Below are 18,259 nucleotides of genomic sequence, written 5' to 3'. Positions count from 1 at the left end.
TCCGAGGCGTGACGAGGCTCCTGCAGCTGCGACCCGCCCCGACCTCCCGGACCGCCCAGGGTGGTCGCGACCACGCGGCCGTCCCCCTGCGACCGGGATCCCAGCTGCCCGGATCCCCGCGACCCGGATCCCTGCGACCCGGGTCCCTGCCACCCGGTGGTGCCGCCGACCGCCCGCTGCGGGTGCTCGTGGTGGCGGAGTCGTTCCTGCCGCAGGTCAACGGCGTCACCAACTCCGTGCGGCGGGTGCTGGAGCACCTCGCGGCGGAGGGCCACGAGGCCGAGCTGGTCGCCCCGACCGGCCCGTCGTCGTACGCCGGCTTCCCGGTGACGCTGGCGCGTGGCGCGACCCTGCCGTTCTACCGCGACTTCCGGATCGGCCTCGAGACCCGGCGCCGGCTGCGTGCGGTGATGCTGCGCTTCCGACCCGACGTCGTCCACGTCGCCTCGCCCGCGACCCTGGGCCACCAGGCCGTGCGGGCCGCCGACGAGCTGGGCGTGCCGACGGTGGCGATCTACCAGACCGACCTGGTCGGCTTCGCCGAGCGCTACGGCATCGCCGGCGGCACGCGCGCGATGGCCCGCCTCACCCGCCGCATCCACACCCGGGCCGACCGGACCCTGGCGCCGTCGCGGGCCAGCCTGGCGCAGCTCGAGGCCCTCGCCGTGCCCCGCACCGCCCTGTGGCCGCGCGGTGTCGACCTCGACGCCTTCCACCCGCGGTGGCGCTCGGCCGACCTGCGGCGGGAGCTCAGCCCCGACGGGCGGCTCGTGGTCGGCTACGTCGGCCGGCTGGCCCCGGAGAAGGAGCTGCACCTGCTCGCCCGCCTGGCCGACGACCCGCGCTACGCCCTCGTGGTCGTCGGCGGGGGGCCCGAGGAGGGCCGCCTGCGCGAGCTCCTGACCGGCGCGCACTTCCTCGGCGTGCTGCACGGCGAGGACCTCAGCCGTCTCTACGCCTCGCTCGACGTCTTCGTGCACACCGGGCGTCACGAGACCTACTGCCAGTCGGCGCAGGAGGCCCTCGCCGCCGGCGTGCCCGTGGTCGCGCCCCGCTCGGGGGGACCCGTGGACGTGGTCACCGACGTGGTCTCGGGGTTCCTCTACGTGCCGTGCGACGCCGACGACCTGGCCGCCTACGTCGAGCGCCTCACCGACGCCGCCCTGCGCCAGCAGATGGCCCGCGCCGCGCGCGAGAGCGTCGCCGGCCGGTCGTGGCGCGCCGTCAACGAGTCGCTGCTGACCCACTACCGCGAGGTGGTGGCCCACCGGTCCGGGGCCGCGCCGGTGGCTGCCCGTCAGGTCGGGCTCAGCGGCGACCGGATGGCCGGCTGAGCACCACCGCGGCCGCCTCCTCGACGCTGTCGACCAGCGCCACCGGCATCGTGCGGCCCCGGGCCAGCGACTCCAGCAGCGGCCACGCGGGCAGCTCCTCGGTCCAGTGGTGCCGGCCCACGAGCACCATCGGGGCCACCGACGACTCGTCGGCGTAGTAGTTCTCGCAGGCGTCCTGGAAGACCTCCTGCACCGTGCCCGCGGCGCCGGGCAGGAAGACGATGCCCGCGTCGCAGACCGCCAGCAGCACCGCCTCGCGGGTGGCGTTGCGCACGTACTTCGCGATCGCGGTGGCCAGCACGTTGGGCGGCTCGTGGCCGTAGTGCCAGGTCGGGATGCCGAGGGTCTCCACCGGGTCGGGTCCGGCCGCGACCTCGAGGGCGACCTCGGCCCACGCCTGCACCGAGGGCCGGTACGACGCCACGCCGGCCAGCCGCGCGAGCGCCGCGTCGAGCTCGGCCTCCGGGCGCCCCGACAGCCGCGCGCCGAGGTTGGCCGCCTCCATCGCGCCCGGCCCGCCCCCGGTGGCCACGGTCAGGCCTCCCGCGCCGAGCAGCCGGCCCAGCCGCGCGGCGTCGGCGTACCCGGCCTGGCCGCGCTGGAGCGCGTGGCCGCCCATGACCCCGACGAGGCGCCGGCCGGCGACCCAGGCGGTGAGGGCCTCGTCGATCGCGTGGTCGTGCAGGGCCTTGGCCAGCGAGTCGTCGGGCCCGCCGCGCTGCTGCGACCAGGCGTAGGCGCGGGCGTCGAGGCTGTCGGCGTAGCGCGGGGCGTCGTAGAGGTCGGCGGCGGTGTAGAGCCCGGCGCGGTAGACGTCGAGCGGCACGTCGGCCAGCGCGGGCAGCACCAGCGCGCCCGCCGCGCCGAGGCGCTCGGCGTCACCGGGGGCGAAGGTGCACCCCAGGAAGAGCGCGCCGGCGACCCGGCGGCCCAGCACGGCCTCGCCGCGCTCGCTCAGGTCGACGCCGCGCACCCGCCAGCCCGACAGCGAGGTGGTGCCGGCGGCCAGGCGCGCGTCGAGCTCGTCGAGGCTGCCGAGGTCGACGACCCGCCCGCGGTGGCGCCTCACGCGGTGCCCGACCCTGCGGTGCCCGGCCCGGGGGTGCCCGGCCCGGGGGTGCCCGGACCCGCGGCGTCCGGTCGTGGGGTCCAGCGCTCGTCGTGGAGCACCGAGGCGAGGGGCGAGCGGTGGCGCCAGCCGTGGCGCTCGAGGTCGGGCACGTCGGGGAGGTCCTCGACCTGCCCCACGCAGAGCCAGGCCACCGGCCTGACGTGGGCGGGGAAGCCGACCAGCTCGCCCAGGAACTCCTCGCGGTAGAAGCTCACCCAGCCGACGCCGAGCCCCTCCGCGGTGGCGGCCAGCCAGAGGTTCTCGATGGCCAGGCACACCGAGTAGAGCCCGGTGTCGGCGATGGTGTGGCGGCCCAGCACCGAGGGCCCCGCGCGGCGCGGGTCGTAGCCGACGACGACGCCCAGCCCCGACTCCACGACGCCCTCGACCGTGATCGCGGCGAACGTCTCGGCCCGCTCGCCCTCGAGCGTGGCCGCGAATCGCGCCCGCTCGGCGAGGACGTGGTCGCGGAAGGTCGCCAGCGTGGCCGGCTCCCGGACGAGCACGAAGTCCCACGGCTGCGACATCCCCACGCTGGGGGCGCAGTGCGCCGCCGAGAGCACCCGCTCCAGCACCTCGGGATCCACCGGCTCGCCGGTGAACTCGCGTCGGGTGTCGCGGCGGCGCCGGACGGCGTCGTAGAGCAGCAAGGCCGGGCTCCTCGGTGCGGTGAGGGGGCGGAGGTGGGACGGAGGGGGAGGGGCCCGGCCACGCTACTGCCGGCTCAGAAGGCGTGGGCCACGAGGTCGCCGAAGAGGTCCTGGGCGTCGACGTCGAGACCGCGGGCGCGGAACCACGTGCACACGTTCGTGCAGTCGCGCAGCAGGAAGTCGAAGCCCTGGGCGTTGCCGACGAGGTCGACCACCTGCGGCAGGTCGATCACCACGAGACGCTCGCCGGCGGCCAGGACGTTGTAGGGCGACAGGTCGCCGTGCACCAGGCCGTCCTGGACCATGGTGGCCATCGCCTCGCGCAGCTGCTCGAAGTAGGCCGCCAGCAGGCCGGGCGCGGGACGGGTGGCGGCCAGCCGGGGCGCGGTCTCCGGCCCGTCGGGCCCGTCGACGGTGATCCACTCCATGAGCAGCTCGGTGCCGTCGACCTGCACGGGGTAGGGCACCGGCAGGCCGAGGCGCCAGCAGCGCACGAGGGCGCTCCACTCCGAGACCGCCCACTCGGCGGCGGCGACCTGGCGGCCCCAGGTGCTCTTGCGCTTGAGGGCCCGCTGGTCGCGCGAGCGCCTGGTGCTGCGGCCCTCGGTGTAGGTCGCCGCGCGGTGGAAGGTGCGGTGCTCGCTGCTGCGGTAGCGCTTCGCGGCCATCACCACCCCGTCGTCGGGGTAGGCGGGGTCGGTGCGGTCGAGCAGGAAGACGTCGGCCTCCTTGCCGGTCTTGACGATGCCCAGGTCGGTGTCGACCGCGCCCTGGGAGGTCACGACCCAGGGCGGGCGGGGCTCGGGGCCCCGCGAGAGCGGCTCGACGCTCGACCAGGTCGACCAGCGCCGGCCGGGGTCGTCGGGGTCGGGCTCGTCGTAGGCGCGGAAGGCGAACGTGAACGCCGGGTCGGGGGCCGGGTCGGGGGCGGGGCCGGCCGGCCCGGGGCGGGGTGTGTCGAGAGGGGCGTCAGCAGAGGCGGGGGAGGAGGCGTCGGGCTGGTGGGGCATGGGTGGTGGGTGCTCCGTCGTGAGGAGGGATGTGGTCTGCGGGCAGGCCGGTGACGGTCGTCGACATGTCACGCTCCTCTCGACGGTGGGCGGCGCTCGACGCGCGACGCCCGGGTCCGACCATGGTGGTGGTCGGACCCGGGCGTCGGCAACGAGTTATCCCCGGGCTGGCAGCCGGGCTAGCAGACGGAGTCGGTGGGGCGGGGGTTCGTCAGCCCGAAGAGCGGGCGCAGGGCGAGCCCGGCGACGGTGCCGACCACGGCCATGACCCCCCACAGCCAGCCGTGCAGGCTGAAGGAGGCGATCCCGCCGAAGTAGGCGCCGATGTTGCAGCCGAAGGCGATCCGGGCGCCGTAGCCCATGATGACGCCGCCGAGCACGGCCCCGAGGGCCAGCTTGGCGGGGATGCGGCGGTGCAGCACCCAGGACCCGGCCGCGGCCGAGGCGATGAGCGCCCCGACGATGATGCCGAGGTCCATCACCGAGGTCTTCTCGGCCAGCACGCCGGCCTGGTACTTCGCGAGGTTGGCCGGGTCGCTCCAGAAGGGCCAGCCGAGCACGTCGACACCGAGGGCGTCGAGGACCTTCGAGCCCCACAGGCCGAAGGCGAAGGTGATGCCCCAGGCGCCGCCGGAGACCAGCAGGGTGAGGGCGTTGAGCCCGGCCAGCAGCAGGGCCCCGACCCACAGCGGCCAGGAGCCGCGCACGGCCCGTGCGGCCCCCCGCGCCACCGGCGGCGGCTCGACCGGGGGCACGCTGCGGCCCCGTCCGAGGACGAAGGTGAGCCCGACGATCGCGGCCATCACCGCCAGGGAGATGGCCCAGGCGCCGAGGTAGCCCGCGCCGGTGTCGGCCAGGGAGACCGGCTCGAAGCTGGGCAGCCCGGTCCAGAAGGAGAAGGTGCGGGCGGCCAGCACCGAGCCGACGACGAAGCCGAGCAGCGTGAGCACGATGGCGCTCTGGCCTGATCCGATCGCGAAGAGGGTGCCGGAGGCGCAGGAGCCGCCCAGCTGCATGCCGACGCCGAAGAGGAAGGAGCCGACGAAGAGCCCGAAGCCGATGGGGGCCAGCGTGGGCGTGGGCGCCGCGTCACCGAAGGAGACCCCGGTGGCGAGGATCGGGGCGAAGAGCGTGCAGGCCACCGCGAGCATCAGCATGTGGGCACGCAGGGCCTTGCCCTGCCGGACCGCGACCAGCTGGCGCCAGGCCGAGGTGAAGCCGAATCGGGAGTGGAAGAGCACGAAGCCGAGGGACAGCCCCAGGCCGAAGAGCACGGCGGGGGTCTGCCCGGAGCGGGCGAAGATGACGGCGCCGAGCACCCCGGCGGCCACGAGACCGCCGAGCACGATGCCGGCCTGGGGTGCGGGGGCGTCCTGGGCGGGAGGTCCCGGCGGTGCGGAGCGGCCCACCTGGGGGCGTTGGAGGATCGACATGGTGGTGTCCAATCTAGGTCCCGGGGCCCGGCGGAGCGCCGGGGCCGGGTCGTGGCGGGGTCTACGGGGAGGGTGGGGGCTCAGCGCGCGACCGGCGGCTCGAGCGGGAGCCCGACCGGGGTGACGGTGCCGCCGGGGAACCACGCGACCTGCGTCTCGTGGCCCTGGTGACCGCGCTGGCTGGGCATGTACGCCGCGCGGGAGGCGGCGTAGAGCGCCAGGGGGAGCGGGTCCTGGGCGTGCTGGCTGCGCCACGCGGCGAAGCCGCTGGAGGTCGGCGACTGGCCCGGCAGGTAGGTCGCCAGCGTCGCGCTGAAGTCGCGCGCCTCCGGGGTCCGGATGTCGAAGTCCAGCGGCACCATGGCGCCGGCGGTGGAGTCGACCACGCCCGGCGAGAGCAGCCAGGGGGCCAGCCACGTGCCGTCGGAGCGGATCGGCTGCCGGCGCAGCGGGGTGGCGGTGACCTCGGCCAGTGACCGGGCCGCGTCGGCCCACCCGCTCACGACGAGCAGCGCGTTGCGCTCGCCGGGGGCGGCCGCGGGGTCGACCACCTCGACGCCGAGGTCCTCGGCGCGGGCGGTCACGGCCGCGAGGGCCTGCCGGCTGCGGGCCGACGGGTCGTGCTCGACGGCCAGCTCCTCGACGCCGCGGGCGGCCAGGGTGTCGACCACGGCGAGCAACGCCGTCTCGTCGGGCTGCTTGAGCCCGGCGGCCGGGCACACCGAGGGGAGGGCCCCCGTGATGACCTCGGCCGTGGCGGCCGCGACGCACTCGGGGCCGTCGTCGCCGGTCCACAGCGAGGTGTCCGGGGTGTCGGTGCCCGTCTCGACCGCGAAGGGCACGCGGTGCCAGCGGCCGTGGGTCACCAGCACCGTGCCGCTGCCCTCGGGCAGGTCGACGGTGGCCCACAGGCCGTCGGTGCCGGGTCGCGGCACCGCCTTGACCAGGGAGTCCTCGCTGGTGCCGACCCAGGCGGGCTTGGTGGCGTGACCGGCCGCGCCGGGGCGTCCCGCGGAGCGACGCTCCACGTGGAGCGCGTCGATGCGCACGAGGTTGGGGCCCGGACGGGCGGGCGCGACGGTCACGGTGAACTGCACGTCGTCGTGCCGGATCCGCTGGATCGTGGGGACGCCGGGCTCCCGCTCGCCGCCGAGGACCTGCTGGCCGTCGGTGCGGGCGGTCCAGTCCGTCACGAGGGCGCTGCCCTCGCGCGGGTCGGAGCCCGACGGTCCGGCCCCGGCGCTGACGGCGCCGGCGACCACGAGGGCCGCCACGGCTCCGGCCGCGCCGAGGGTCAGGACCGCCCGGAGGCGGGACCGGTCGGACCGGTCCCGCCCCGGGGTGGTGTCGTCGTAGGACGTCATCGTCGAGTCCTCGTCGCGTCTCAGCGGATGTCGTCGTCGGCGGTGACGAAGAGCATCGAGTGCGGCTTGGCCGGGCCCCACACGCCGTGGGGCCACTCCTCGCGGTCGAAGTCGAGGCACGGCTCGCCGGTGTTCTCGTCGGCGAACTCCTCGTCGATCGCCATGGTGGCGTCCTCGGCGATGTCGACCATGCAGACGCGGTGGTCGCCGTCGAGGCCCGTGCGGGCCACGAAGTAGTTCGAGTAGGCGATCCGCTTCACGTCGGTGGTCTCGTGGTAGTAGCCGTCCTCACCGAGCTCGAGGTTGTCCAGGGTGCCCCAGTGGGGGCCGCCGGGCGCCTCGAGGATGTCGACCACAGCAGGGCAGTCGCTCTCGGCGCCTCCGTCGACGGTCTCCTCGATGGTGTCGATGCTGCACTCGGGGTCACCCCCGGAGGCCACCAGCTGCTGGATGTCGAGCTTGAGGATGAAGGGCTTGCTGCCCTGGTCGGTGCCGCTGGCCGAGCGCCCCGCGACGGCGTTGTAGAGGTACTTGTCGTCGAGGCTGGTCTGGATCCAGGCGCTGTTGACGCCGCCGCCGTAGGGGTTCTGGTCGGGGGCGATCTGCTTGTTGGCGGTGGAGAGGTCGAAGACCTCGCGCCACTCCGGCTTCGCCGCGGTGATGTCGGGGCTGTAGAAGATCGCACCGCCCTGCATGGTGGAGGCGAAGGCGCCCTTGTGGCCCGGCTGGTTGGTCACCGTGGTCTCCATGACCGCGCGGTTCTCCTCGTGGTGGGCGACCTTGCCCACCCGGGGCCCGTCGGGCAGGAAGGAGACCGCCTTGAGCTTCGGCTCGTCGGGGTCGGAGATGTCCCAGGTGCGCACGGTGGGCCGGCGCAGGTACGACGAGGGCGCGGCCACCGGGTTGAGGATGATGTTGCGGGGCTCGTTGTAGTCGCTGGTGATCAGCGTGTCGAGGTCCTCGCGCACCTGGATGCCGTGCGGGTTGGCGCAGGTGGCGGCGGGCAGCTGCGGGATGTTGTCGCAGCGCTCCTTCGTCTCCGCGGTGAGCGGCGTTGCCGGCGCCTCGTAGACGGTCTCGCCGTTCTCGTCCAGCCGGACCAGCTCGCCGGGGGAGCCGGCGAAGCCGTTGCCGATGCGCGTCGTGCCGTCGCTGTAGGTGCAGGGGCCGGGCACGTCGGGGCCGCCCATGTAGGTGCCGTAGGCGCCGCCGTCCTTGGTCACCCAGTAGGCGTCGGGCACGGAGCCGCACAGGGTGTCGGTGGGCAGGTTGACGTGCTTGAGCTCGAGGGCGGGGAGCCGGGAGGTGTCGATGACGTAGGTGACGTCGGTGAAGAGCCCGCCGGCGAAGATGTTGTTGCCCTTGTGCCAGATGTACTGCATGTGGTGGGGCTCGTTCTCGACCAGCGGGCCGACCGTGGCGGTGTTGACCACCTTGCCGTAGCTGGAGGAGCCCTTGGTGGCGTCGACGACCGCGAAGAAGTCGGGGCCGATGAGGTCCTGCGTGCCGAGGAGGTCGGAGTTGACCACCTCGGGGAGCGAGGTCAGCTCCTTGCCGGTGCGGTCGAGGATGTTGTTGTCGCCGGCCCACACCACGAGGTACTCGCGGCGCAGTCCGTCGTCGGGCACCGTGCCGCCCGAGTCCCCGCCGCCCAGCCCGAGGTCCGGGATGACGTCGCCGAGGCCGAGGTCCTGCAGGACCGTGGTCGGGATGAGGTCGGACTCGAGGTTGTTGGTCAGCCAGTAGGCCCGGTCGTCGGCGCCGATGATCTTCGAGGTCTGGCTGATGATCTCGGAGTTGAACAGCGACTGGATGAGGCCGTTGAGCGTCGCGATCGCCGGGGTGGCGATGTCGACGGGCTGGCCGGGGTCGCTGCCCGGCTCGTTGGTCTCGTTAGCCGAGGCGGGGGCCTGGGCGACGAGACCGGAGGACGCCAGGCCGAGGGCGGCCAGGCTCGCGCCGGCGGCGAGTCGCCACCGGCTGTGGGTCCGCTGGGTGCGGGGGCGCGTCGAGCGCGCGGAGTGGGGTGTTGACACGGGGTGGAGCACCTCCCGAGAGGGGCGGCCGGGGGGCCGCCTCTGAACGATGTCGTTGCGGTGTTGCTGGGTCCCGCTGGGGGATCTGGTCGGGTCACCTCCGAGGTCGTGGTGGGGCGGGGGTGCCGTCGCGGGGAGCCCGGACGGCTGGTCGTGGGGTGGGCGGTCCGTGGTGGCCGCCGGGTCGGGGGCCTAGGCGGCGAGACCGGCGACGGTGGGGATGGCGAGCTCCTCGACCCGCTCCCAGCCGTCGTCCACGTGCACCACCGAGCGGCCGGTGCGGTGCAGCAGGCTGGCGGCGATGCCGGCGCGGTAGCCCGAGCGGCAGTGCACCCACAGCTCGCCGGCGGGCAGCCGGTGCGCGGCCCGCTCGACGTCCTGCACCGGCAGGTGCAAGGCCCCGGGCAGGTGCCCCGACTGCCACTCGTCACGCTGACGCACGTCGACGACGACGCGGCGCACCCCGGCGGGGGCGGTGCGGTAGCCCGCCCAGTCGGTGCGGCGGTAGCGGGCCCCCATGGCCTCGCTGCCGTCGAGCACGTGGGTGCCGACCCCCTCGATGCCGATGGCCGCGAGGTCGCTCACGGCCTCACCGAGACGGGTGGGGTCGTCGGTCAGCAGGACGATGTCGTCGCCCCACGGCACCAGCCAGCCGACGTACGTCGCGAGCTGCGGGCCCTGCTCGACGCTCACCGATCCGGTCAGGTGCCCTTCGGCGAAGCGGTCGCGTCCGCGCAGGTCGACGACCCAGGCCCCGGCGAGCACCGCGTCGGAGACCTGGGCCGCGGTCACCGGCCGCGCCGCCCGACCGGCGCTGCGCCCGGCACCGGCCCGGTTGAGCGGAGCCATGTGGGCGTAGTGGCGCGGGACCGGGCCGAAGCCCGCGACGAGGTCGGACACGAACGCCTCCTCGGCGGTGGTCAGCACGGGGTTCGTCGTCAGCTGGGAGGCGAGGGTGACGTCGCCGTCGCCGGCCTCGGCGGGCCGGCCGGCGCAGAAGGACCCGAAGCCGTGGGTGGGGTGGAGCAGCGTGGCTGGGTCGAGCGCGGCGAGGCGTCGGGCGCTGCGCCACTGGGCGCGGGCGAGGTCGGTGGCCAGGCGCGGGTCGACCAGGTCGGTGCGACCGACGGTGCCGTGCAGGAGGCTGCCGCCGCTGAACACGGCGCCGGCGGTGGGGCTGCCGGACGCCCCGGTGGCCCCGGTGACCAGGAAGGACTGGTGGTGGCGGGTGTGGCCGGGCGTGGCGAGCACCTCGAGGCTCATCCGGCCGACGGCGACGCGGTCGCCGTCGCGCACGCCGACCCGCTCGAAGTCCACCGCCTCGTCGGCCGAGAGCAGGTAGTCGGCGCCGTGGCGTCGGGCGAGCCCGAGGGCGCCGGAGACGTAGTCGTTGTGCACGTGGGTGTCGGCGACGACGCGGATGTCCACGCCGGCCTGCTCGGCGGCCCGCTCGACCGGGCGCAGGTCGCGCGGCGGGTCGACGACCAGCGCCGAGGCGCCGTCGTGCACCAGGTGGCACCGGTTGCCCAGGGCGGGCAGGGGGATGGTGATGACGTGCACGGGGTCCTCCAGGTGCTTAAGTCGAGTAAAGCACTAGAGATATATCAGTACAGACGTGCGCGGGTCGACCGAGCCGACGGCAGGAGTTGCCTGTCACCCCCGCCAGGGGTGCGGCTGTGCGGGGGACCGGCCGCGCGAGGCGGCCCGGCTCAGCCCAGGAAGGGGGCCGTGGCGCGCGCCAGCAGCGAGGGGCGGCGGGTGAGTCGCTCCTCGGCGTCGGCCCAGGTCGTCGCGGTCAGGCCGGCGTTGATGCCGAGCCAGCGCAGCGGCTCCGGCTCCCACGCGGGGGAGCGGTGGCCGACCCACGGCAGCGCGGTGAGGTCGGTGTCGTGGCCCAGCACCAGGTCGCGCAGGGTGCGTCCGGCGAGGTTGGTGGTGCTCAGGCCGTCACCGACGTAGCCCCCGGCCCAGGCCAGGCCGCTGCGGCGGTCGAGGCCGACCGAGGCGCACCAGTCGCGGGGGATGCCGAGCGCCCCGCCCCAGGCGTGGGTGAAGCGGGTGCCGCGCAGCGCCGGGAAGAGGTCGAGGAGGGCGGCGTGGAGTCCGGCGAAGACCCGGTCGTCGCGGTCGAAGGACGGGTGGGTGCGCGAGCCGAGGTGGTAGGGCGCGCCGCGGCCGCCGAAGACGATCCGGTCGTCGGCGGTGCGCTGGCCGTAGACCACGAGGTGGCGGTGGTCGCTGAAGGTCTCGCGGCGCGCCAGTCCGATCTCCTCCCAGACCTCGGGGGGCAGGGGCTCGCTGGCGATCATGAGCGAGTAGACCGGGGCCAGCGTGCGCGCGTGACCCGGCAGGCGGGCGGTGTAGCCCTCGGTGGCGCGCACGACGACGTCGGCCCGCACCGTGCCGTGGGTGGTCTCGACCCGGCCGGGCCCGATCGACGTGGCCCGCGTGCGCTCGTGGATCAGCACCCCGCGGCGCTCGACCGCCTCGGCCAGGCCGCGCACCAGGCGTGCCGGGTGGAGCGCTGCGCAGTCGGGGGTGTAGGTCGCGGCGAGGGTCCCGCGGCCCCGCAGCACGGCGTCGGCCTCGGCGGGGCCGAGCAGGCGCAGGTCGTCCTCGTCACGCCCCCAGGCGCGGGCGGCGTCGACCTCGGCGTGGGCCCGGGCGAGCTGGGGTCGGCTGCGCGCGAGCACGATGGTGCCGCCCTTGGCCAGCTGGGCGTCGACGCCCTCCTCGGCGCAGGCCCGGGCGACCTCGTCGACGCTCGCGCGCATCGCGGCGTGCTGGGCCAGGGCGGCCCGCCGTGAGGACGCCGCCGCGAGCGTGGGCAGCGAGGCCGGGAAGAGCGCCGAGCACCAGCCGCCGTTGCGTCCCGAGGCGCCGAAGCCGGCGGTCTCGGCCTCGAGCACCACGATCCGCAGGGTGGGGTCGGCGCGGGCGAGGTAGAGCGCGGTCCACAGGCCCGTGAGCCCGGCGCCGACGACGGCCACGTCGGCCTCGCGGTCCCCGGGCAGCGCGGGCCGTGGGGCCCACGACCCGCCCGCGGTGGCGTGCCACAGCGAGAGCGAGCGCGGGTCCGCGCTCAGCGCACACCCCAGGAGTAGGTCTGCTTGCGCAGCTCGAGGTACATGAAGGTCTCCGTGGCCACGACGCCGGGGATGGTGCGGATGCGCGTCGAGAGCAGCTCCAGCAGGTGCTCGTCGGACTCGCAGACGGCCTCCACCAGCAGGTCGTAGGAGCCGGCCGTGATGACGACGTAGTCGACCTCGGGCATCTCGGCCAGGGTGTCGGCCAGCGGCTCGAGCGGGCCGGTGGCCTTGATACCGACCATCGCCTGGCGCGCGAATCCCAGCTGCAGCGGGTCGGTGACCGCGACGACCTGGATGACGCCGCTCTCGGTGAGTCGCTGGACCCGCTGGCGCACGGCGGCCTCCGAGAGGCCGACGACCTTGCCGATCGCGGCGTAGGAGCGGCGGCCGTCCTGCTGCAGCTGCTCGATGATGGCCTTGGAGACGTCGTCGAGGTGGGTCGTGGGACGTCCGGGCTTGCGACTCATGTCCGCAAGGTACCGCCTCGCGGGGTGCTCTCGGACGCATGGCGGGGGGTTTGACGAACGATTTCGTTGCGGGAAGGTTTCGTCTCGACCGGATCGCTTGTCGACCCGGGGTGATCGTGGCACGATCCGAGGACTTGCTCTCGTGCCAGCCCGTGCCCCGGAAGGAGTGTCGTGAGCCTCCCGTCCCACCGACCCACCGGCCTCAGTCGCCGCTCCCTCCTGCGCGGCGGGGGCGCGCTCGCCCTCGGGGGGGCCAGCCTCGCCGCGCTCAAGCTGCCCGTCTTCGAGGTCGCCGGCGCCGCCCAGGATCCCGCCAGCTGCCGCGCCGCCGACCGCTCCGAGAGCGACCGCTCGCTCGTCATCTCCAACTGGCCGCAGTACATCGACCCCCGCAACAACAAGAACGGCACGTTCATGGGGTTCACCGAGCGCACCGGGATCACGGTCGACTACACCGACGACGTCAACGACAACGCCGAGTTCTACGCCAAGGTGCGCAACCAGCTCGGCACCTGCGAGCCCATCGACCGCGACCTGATCATGCTGACCGACTGGATGGCGGCGCGCATGATCGGTCTGGGCTGGATCCAGCCCCTCGACCCCGACCGCGTGCCGAACCTGCACGCCAACCTCATCGAGCCCCTGCGCGGCGTGCAGTGGGACCCCGAGCTGCGGTACCACGCGCCGTGGCAGACCGGCCTGACCGGCATCGCCTACGACTCGAGCAGGACCGACGCCGTCGGCAGCTTCGAGGAGCTCCTCACCCGTCCCGACCTCAAGGGCCGCATCAGCCTGCTCTCGGAGATGCGCGACACGATGGCCTTCATGCTCAAGGTCACCGGGGCCGACCCGGGCGACTTCGACGACGACGAGTGGGCCGACGCCATCGACCGGCTGCGCCAGGTCGTGGCCGACGGCCACGTGCGCTCCTTCACCGGCAACGAGTACGTCCAGGACCTCGCCGCGGGCAACGTCGTGGCCTGCGAGGCCTGGTCGGGCGACGTCATCCAGCTGCAGTTCGACAACCCCGACATCAAGTTCGTGACGCCGGAGGAGGGGCTGGCGCTGTGGAGCGACAACATGATCGTGCCCAACCTCGCCACCCACACCGCCAACGCCGAGGCGTGGATCGACTACTACTACGAGCCGGCCGTGGCGGCGAAGCTCGCCTCCTGGGTCAACTACATCTGCCCCGTCGAGGGCGCCCGCGAGGAGATGGAGAAGATCGATCCCAGCCTCGTCGACAACAAGCTGATCTTCCCCGACGACGAGGCCCTCGCCGCGACCTTCGACTTCATGCCGCTCGACGACCAGCAGACCGCGCAGTACGAAGGGGAGTGGGCCGATGTCACAGGTGGCTGAGGGAGCAGGACCGGCGAGCGCTCCGGGCGTCGCACCCGGTGCCGACCCGGGCGGTGCGCGCGGCGCGGCGTACGACGGGCTGCGGCTGCGCAGCGTGACCAAGCGCTTCGCGACCTTCACCGCCGTCGACGACCTCGACCTCGACGTGCCGGCCGGGTCGTTCTTCGCGCTGCTGGGCCCCTCGGGCTGCGGCAAGACCACCACCCTGCGCATGGTCGCGGGCCTGGAGACGCCCACCTCGGGTAGCATCACCCTCGGCGAGCAGGACATCACCTGGGCCAAGCCCTACCGGCGTCCGGTCAACACCGTCTTCCAGAGCTACGCCCTCTTCCCCCACCTCGACATCTTCGAGAACGTCGCCTTCGGCCTGCGTCGGCGCAAGCGCAAGGACGTCAAGGAGAAGGTCGCCGAGATGCTCGACCTCGTCGAGCTGGGCAGCCAGGCCCGCAAGAAGCCGGCCCAGCTCTCCGGCGGCCAGCAGCAGCGCGTGGCCCTGGCCCGGGCGCTGATCAACGAGCCGGAGGTGCTCCTGCTCGACGAGCCCCTGGGCGCGCTCGACCTCAAGCTGCGCCGCGGCATGCAGATCGAGCTGAAGCGGATCCAGACCGAGGTCGGTCTCACCTTCGTCCACGTCACCCACGACCAGGAGGAGGCCATGACGATGGCCGACACGGTCGCGGTGATGAACGCCGGCGTCATCGAGCAGATGGGTGCGCCGGCCGAGCTCTACGAGAACCCCCGCAGCACCTTCGTCGCCAACTTCCTCGGCCAGTCCAACCTCGTCGCCGGCAGCGTCGTCTCGCGCTCGGCCGACCTCACCACGGTCGACATGCACGGCATCCAGGTCTCGGTGCCGACCGCGCGCACCCACACCGACGGCGGCGCCGGCTGGGTCGGCATCCGCCCCGAGAAGGTGCTGATCGGGGAGGAGGGCGCCGAGCTCGACGCCCCGGGCAACACGATCCCCGGCGGCGTCGTCACCGACGTCAGCTTCGTCGGGGTGAGCACGCAGTACCTCGTGCGGATGCCCTGGGGCCAGGAGCTCCAGGTCTTCGCCCAGAACACCGGCCGCCAGCGCCTCTTCACCACGGGCGAGCGGGTGGAGCTGTCGTGGCGCCCCGAGTACGCCTTCCTCCTCGACGCCGCCCAGGACGCCTCGGCCGGGGCGCAGCGGGACGGCGCGTGATGGCGCCCCCGACCGCCCCGACCCTGGCGCCGCCCGACGCGCCGCCACCGTCGACCGACCTCGCCGACGCCGAGCCGGACACCGGCCGCAAGCGGGGCCTCACGGGCTACCTGCTGCTCCTGCCGGCCGCCGTCTGGCTGGCCCTGTTCTTCGTCGTGCCGTTCTACTCGCTGGCCGCCACCAGCCTCTACGACCCCAGCGGGTCGGACTTCCGCGGCTACGAGATGACCTACGCCTTCGGCAACTACGTCGACGCCGTCCAGGAGTACTGGACGCCGCTGCTGCGCGCCCTGGCGTACGGCGCCGCCGCCACGCTGATCTGCCTGGTGCTGGGCTACGTGCTCGCCTACGCGATCGCCTTCAAGGCCGGGCGGTGGAAGAACCTCATGCTGGTGCTGGTCATCGCGCCGTTCTTCACCAGCTTCCTGCTGCGCACCCTGTCGTGGAAGCTGATCCTCGCCGACGACGGCTACGTCGTCGACACGCTGCAGTTCCTCCACCTGCTCGGCGAGGACGGCCGGCTGCTGGCCACGCCGGTCGCGGTGGTGGCGGGACTGGCCTACAACTTCCTGCCCTTCATGGTGCTGCCGCTCTACGCCAGCATCGACAAGATCGACCCCCGGCTGATCGAGGCCTCCTCCGACCTCTACGCCCACCCGGCGGTCGGCTTCCTCAAGGTCACCTGGCCGCTGTCGCTGCCCGGCGTCGTGTCGGGCACGCTGCTCACCTTCATCCCGGCCGCGGGCGACTACATCAACGCCCAGCTGCTGGGCAGCCCCAACCAGCGCGTCATCGGCAGCGTCATCCAGAGCCAGTTCACCGACGCGGGCGACTACCCCTCGGCGGCCGCGCTGTCGATGGTGCTCATGGTGCTGATCGTGGCGCTGGTGCTGGTCTACGTGCGCCGCGCCGGCACGGAGGAGCTGCTGTGAGCGCCGCGCGCCCCGCCGCACGGGAGACCCGTCCGCCCGCGGGCCGGTGGCTGCGCGAGCACCTCGTGCTGGTGCTCGGCCTGCTGGTACTGCTCTACACCTTCGTGCCGATCGCGGTCGTGGTGCTGATGAGCTTCAACGAGGGCACCCGCAACGTCTACGCCTTCCAGTCCTTCACCCTCGACAACTGGGCGAACGTCTGCGAGGACCAGTCGATGTGCGACGCGCTGTGGGTGTCGATCCGGATCGGGGTGCTCGCCACCCTCGGCGCGACCCTGCTCGGGACGCTCGCGGCCTTCGCGCTGGTGCGCCACGACTTCCGCGGCCGCTCGGCCTCGAACCTGCTCATCTTCCTGCCGATGGCGGCGCCCGAGATCGTGCTCGGCTCCTCGCTGCTGGCGCTCTTCGTGGCCGCCGGCTTCTCCGGCCAGCTGGGCTTCTGGACCATCCTCATCGCCCACGTGATGTTCTGCCTGTCCTTCGTGGTCGTCACCGTGCGCTCGCGCCTGGCCGGCATGGACGACTCGCTGGAGCAGGCGGCCATGGACCTCTACGCCACCCCGGCCCAGACCTTCTGGCGCGTCACCCTGCCGCTGGTCTTCCCCGGCATCCTCGGGGCGGCGTTGCTGAGCTTCTCGCTGTCCTTCGACGACTTCATCGTCACCAACCTCAACGCCGGCACCGAGCTGACCTTCCCCATGTACGTGTGGGGCGCGAGCCAGCGCGGCGTGCCGATGCAGGTCAACGTCATCGGCACCGTGATGTTCGTGCTGTCGATCGCCGTCGTGCTGGTCGGCGAGCTCGGCAGCCGCCGCCGCTCGCGGGCGCTGTCGCGGTGAGCGCCCCCTCCGTGTCGGGCCGCAGCCGCGTCCCGCGCGCGGGCGCCGCGGACTCCCTGGCGTACGCCGAGCCGCGCACCTACTGGCTCGACGACCCGGCGCGCCCGAGCCCGACGGCCTCGCTGACCGGCGAGCGCCAGGCCGACCTGGTCGTGGTGGGCGGCGGCTACACCGGGCTGTGGACCGCCCTGCTGGCCCGCCACCGCGACCCCTCCCGCTCGGTGCTCCTGCTCGAGGCCGGCACCTGCGGCGACCAGGCCAGCGGGCGCAACGGTGGCTTCGCCGCGGCCAGCCTCACCCACGGCTTCGGCAACGGCCTGGAGCGCTGGCCCGAGGAGCTGGCGCAGCTCGACCGGCTCGGCGCGGCCAACCTCGAGGAGATGGGCGCGACCATCGCGGAGCTCGGCATCGACTGCGACTGGCGCCGCAGCGGGGAGCTGACCGTGGCCACCGCGCCGCACCAGGTCGACGAGCTGCGGGTGGTGGCCGCCGAGGTCGCGGCCCACGGCGGGGACGCACGCTGGCTCGACGCGGCGCAGACCCGGGCGCTGGTCGACTCGCCGACCTACCTCGGGGCGCTGCACGACCCCACCTCGACCGCCCTCGTCGAGCCCGCGCGGCTGGCCTGGGGCCTGCGGCAGGCCTGCCTGGACGCCGGGGTCGAGGTCTGCGAGCAGAGCCGCGTCACCGGTCTCGCGCGCGACGGCGCCGGGGTGCGCCTGACGGTGCGCGGCGCCGACGGGCCCGGCGCGGTGCGTGCGGGACGGGTGGCCCTGGCCACCAACGCCTTCCCGCCCCTGCTGCGGCGGCTGCGGCTGATGAGCGTGCCGGTCTACGACCACGTGCTGATGACCGAGCCGCTCTCGCCCGCCCAGAAGGCCGCGATCGGCTGGGAGGGCCGGCAGGGGGTCGGCGACGGGGCCAACCTCTTCCACTACTACCGCCTCACCCGCGACGACCGGATCCTGTGGGGCGGCTACGACGCCGTCTACCACTGGGGCAGCCGCATCGACGCCGCCCTGGAGCAGCGCGAGCGCACCCACGGCCTCCTGGCCGAGCACTTCTTCGCGACCTTCCCGCAGCTGGAGGGGCTGCGCTTCACCCACCGCTGGGGCGGGGTGATCGACACCTGCACCCGCTTCGCGGCCTTCTACGGCACGGCCGTGTCGGGTCGCGTCGGCTACGCGCTGGGCTACACCGGTCTCGGGGTCGGCGCCAGCCGCTTCGGGGCCCAGGTCGTGCTCGACCTGCTGGAGGGGGCCGACACCGAGCGCACCCGGCTGCGCATGGTCCGCGAGCAGCCGCTGCCCTTCCCGCCCGAGCCGGCCCGCTCGGTGGGCATCAACCTCACCCGCTGGTCACTCGCGCGCGCCGACGCGCGCGGCGGGCGGCGCAACCTGTGGCTGCGCGGCCTCGACCGCGCGGGTCTCGGCTTCGACTCCTGAG

Annotated in this window: 15 protein-coding genes; 6 read left to right on the top strand and 9 right to left on the bottom strand. The window is 74.0% G+C overall.

Annotated elements, in window-relative coordinates; translation table 11 throughout:
• Positions 1–8 precede the first annotated feature (8 nt).
• Complete coding sequence (locus M3673_RS02845) at positions 9–1,334, top strand: glycosyltransferase family 1 protein (protein ID WP_251531359.1); 1,326 nt, start codon at positions 9–11, stop codon at positions 1,332–1,334.
• Here the strand turns inward: M3673_RS02845 and M3673_RS02840 are convergent.
• The 9 genes from M3673_RS02840 to M3673_RS02800 all read right to left on the bottom strand — a co-directional run bounded on the left by M3673_RS02840 (position 1,309) and on the right by M3673_RS02800 (position 12,494).
• A complete protein-coding gene (locus tag M3673_RS02840; RefSeq protein WP_251531357.1) occupies positions 1,309–2,403 on the bottom strand; it encodes a Rossmann fold nucleotide-binding protein in 1,095 nt (364 codons plus the stop codon). The two genes, M3673_RS02845 and M3673_RS02840, sit on opposite strands and share 26 nt — an antisense overlap.
• Positions 2,400–3,095, bottom strand: a complete 696-nt coding sequence (gene bluB, locus M3673_RS02835) for a 5,6-dimethylbenzimidazole synthase (protein WP_251531355.1) — start codon at positions 3,093–3,095, stop codon at positions 2,400–2,402. The genes M3673_RS02840 and bluB overlap by 4 nt, the downstream gene beginning before the upstream one ends.
• A 74-nt stretch (positions 3,096–3,169) precedes the next feature.
• Complete coding sequence (locus tag M3673_RS02830; RefSeq protein ID WP_251531353.1) at positions 3,170–4,105, bottom strand: serine protein kinase RIO; 936 nt, start codon at positions 4,103–4,105, stop codon at positions 3,170–3,172.
• 179 nt (positions 4,106–4,284) lie between these two features.
• On the bottom strand, positions 4,285–5,538 hold the full coding sequence (locus M3673_RS02825) for a YeeE/YedE family protein (protein ID WP_193664958.1): 1,254 nt from the start codon (positions 5,536–5,538) through the stop codon (positions 4,285–4,287).
• 80 nt (positions 5,539–5,618) lie between these two features.
• Entirely contained in the window at positions 5,619–6,902 is a 1,284-nt protein-coding gene (locus tag M3673_RS02820; RefSeq protein WP_251531352.1) for a hypothetical protein, read from the bottom strand.
• Positions 6,903–6,922: 20 nt separating this feature from the next.
• The gene (locus M3673_RS02815) at positions 6,923–8,938 is read right to left on the bottom strand and encodes a hypothetical protein (RefSeq protein WP_251531350.1); all 2,016 of its coding nucleotides are present in this window, start codon (positions 8,936–8,938) and stop codon (positions 6,923–6,925) included.
• A gap of 192 nt (positions 8,939–9,130) precedes the next feature.
• On the bottom strand, positions 9,131–10,498 hold the full coding sequence (locus M3673_RS02810; RefSeq protein ID WP_251531348.1) for an MBL fold metallo-hydrolase: 1,368 nt from the start codon (positions 10,496–10,498) through the stop codon (positions 9,131–9,133).
• 149 nt (positions 10,499–10,647) lie between these two features.
• Positions 10,648–11,928, bottom strand: a complete 1,281-nt coding sequence (locus tag M3673_RS02805) for an FAD-binding oxidoreductase (RefSeq protein WP_251531346.1) — start codon at positions 11,926–11,928, stop codon at positions 10,648–10,650.
• Between the two features lie 92 nt (positions 11,929–12,020).
• Entirely contained in the window at positions 12,021–12,494 is a 474-nt protein-coding gene (locus M3673_RS02800; RefSeq protein ID WP_056862398.1) for an Lrp/AsnC family transcriptional regulator, read from the bottom strand.
• Between the two features lie 171 nt (positions 12,495–12,665).
• Between M3673_RS02800 and M3673_RS02795 the strand changes: the two genes are divergently transcribed.
• From M3673_RS02795 to M3673_RS02775, 5 genes are read left to right on the top strand one after another with little or no spacing between them, the layout of a single operon-like run.
• A complete protein-coding gene (locus M3673_RS02795; RefSeq protein ID WP_251531343.1) occupies positions 12,666–13,856 on the top strand; it encodes a spermidine/putrescine ABC transporter substrate-binding protein in 1,191 nt (396 codons plus the stop codon).
• The gene (locus M3673_RS02790; protein WP_251531342.1) at positions 13,840–15,042 is read left to right on the top strand and encodes an ABC transporter ATP-binding protein; all 1,203 of its coding nucleotides are present in this window, start codon (positions 13,840–13,842) and stop codon (positions 15,040–15,042) included. Before M3673_RS02795 ends, M3673_RS02790 begins: the two co-directional genes overlap by 17 nt.
• Complete coding sequence (locus M3673_RS02785) at positions 15,042–15,974, top strand: ABC transporter permease (RefSeq protein WP_251531340.1); 933 nt, start codon at positions 15,042–15,044, stop codon at positions 15,972–15,974. Before M3673_RS02790 ends, M3673_RS02785 begins: the two co-directional genes overlap by 1 nt.
• Positions 15,971–16,813, top strand: a complete 843-nt coding sequence (locus M3673_RS02780; protein WP_251531338.1) for an ABC transporter permease — start codon at positions 15,971–15,973, stop codon at positions 16,811–16,813. The genes M3673_RS02785 and M3673_RS02780 overlap by 4 nt, the downstream gene beginning before the upstream one ends.
• On the top strand, positions 16,810–18,258 hold the full coding sequence (locus M3673_RS02775; protein ID WP_251531336.1) for an FAD-dependent oxidoreductase: 1,449 nt from the start codon (positions 16,810–16,812) through the stop codon (positions 18,256–18,258). Before M3673_RS02780 ends, M3673_RS02775 begins: the two co-directional genes overlap by 4 nt.
• Position 18,259: the final 1 nt, after the last annotated feature.

The sequence above is a fragment of the Nocardioides sp. P86 genome (assembly GCF_023712465.1).
In the GTDB taxonomy this organism is placed as follows: domain Bacteria; phylum Actinomycetota; class Actinomycetes; order Propionibacteriales; family Nocardioidaceae; genus Nocardioides; species Nocardioides kribbensis.
Note: the sequence above shows the minus strand (reverse complement) of the source record. Positions and strands in the feature narration are given on the sequence as shown.

Excerpts from the sequence above, each read along its gene's own strand:
- M3673_RS02830 (WP_251531353.1), bottom strand. The coding sequence starts at position 4,105 with ATGCCCCACCAGCCCGACGCCTCCTCCCCCGCCTCTGCTGACGCCCCT.
- M3673_RS02820 (WP_251531352.1), bottom strand. The coding sequence starts at position 6,902 with ATGACGTCCTACGACGACACCACCCCGGGGCGGGACCGGTCCGACCGG.
- M3673_RS02790 (WP_251531342.1), top strand. The coding sequence starts at position 13,840 with ATGTCACAGGTGGCTGAGGGAGCAGGACCGGCGAGCGCTCCGGGCGTC.
- M3673_RS02785 (WP_251531340.1), top strand. The coding sequence starts at position 15,042 with ATGGCGCCCCCGACCGCCCCGACCCTGGCGCCGCCCGACGCGCCGCCA.
- M3673_RS02800 (WP_056862398.1), bottom strand. The coding sequence starts at position 12,494 with ATGAGTCGCAAGCCCGGACGTCCCACGACCCACCTCGACGACGTCTCC.
- M3673_RS02825 (WP_193664958.1), bottom strand. The coding sequence starts at position 5,538 with ATGTCGATCCTCCAACGCCCCCAGGTGGGCCGCTCCGCACCGCCGGGA.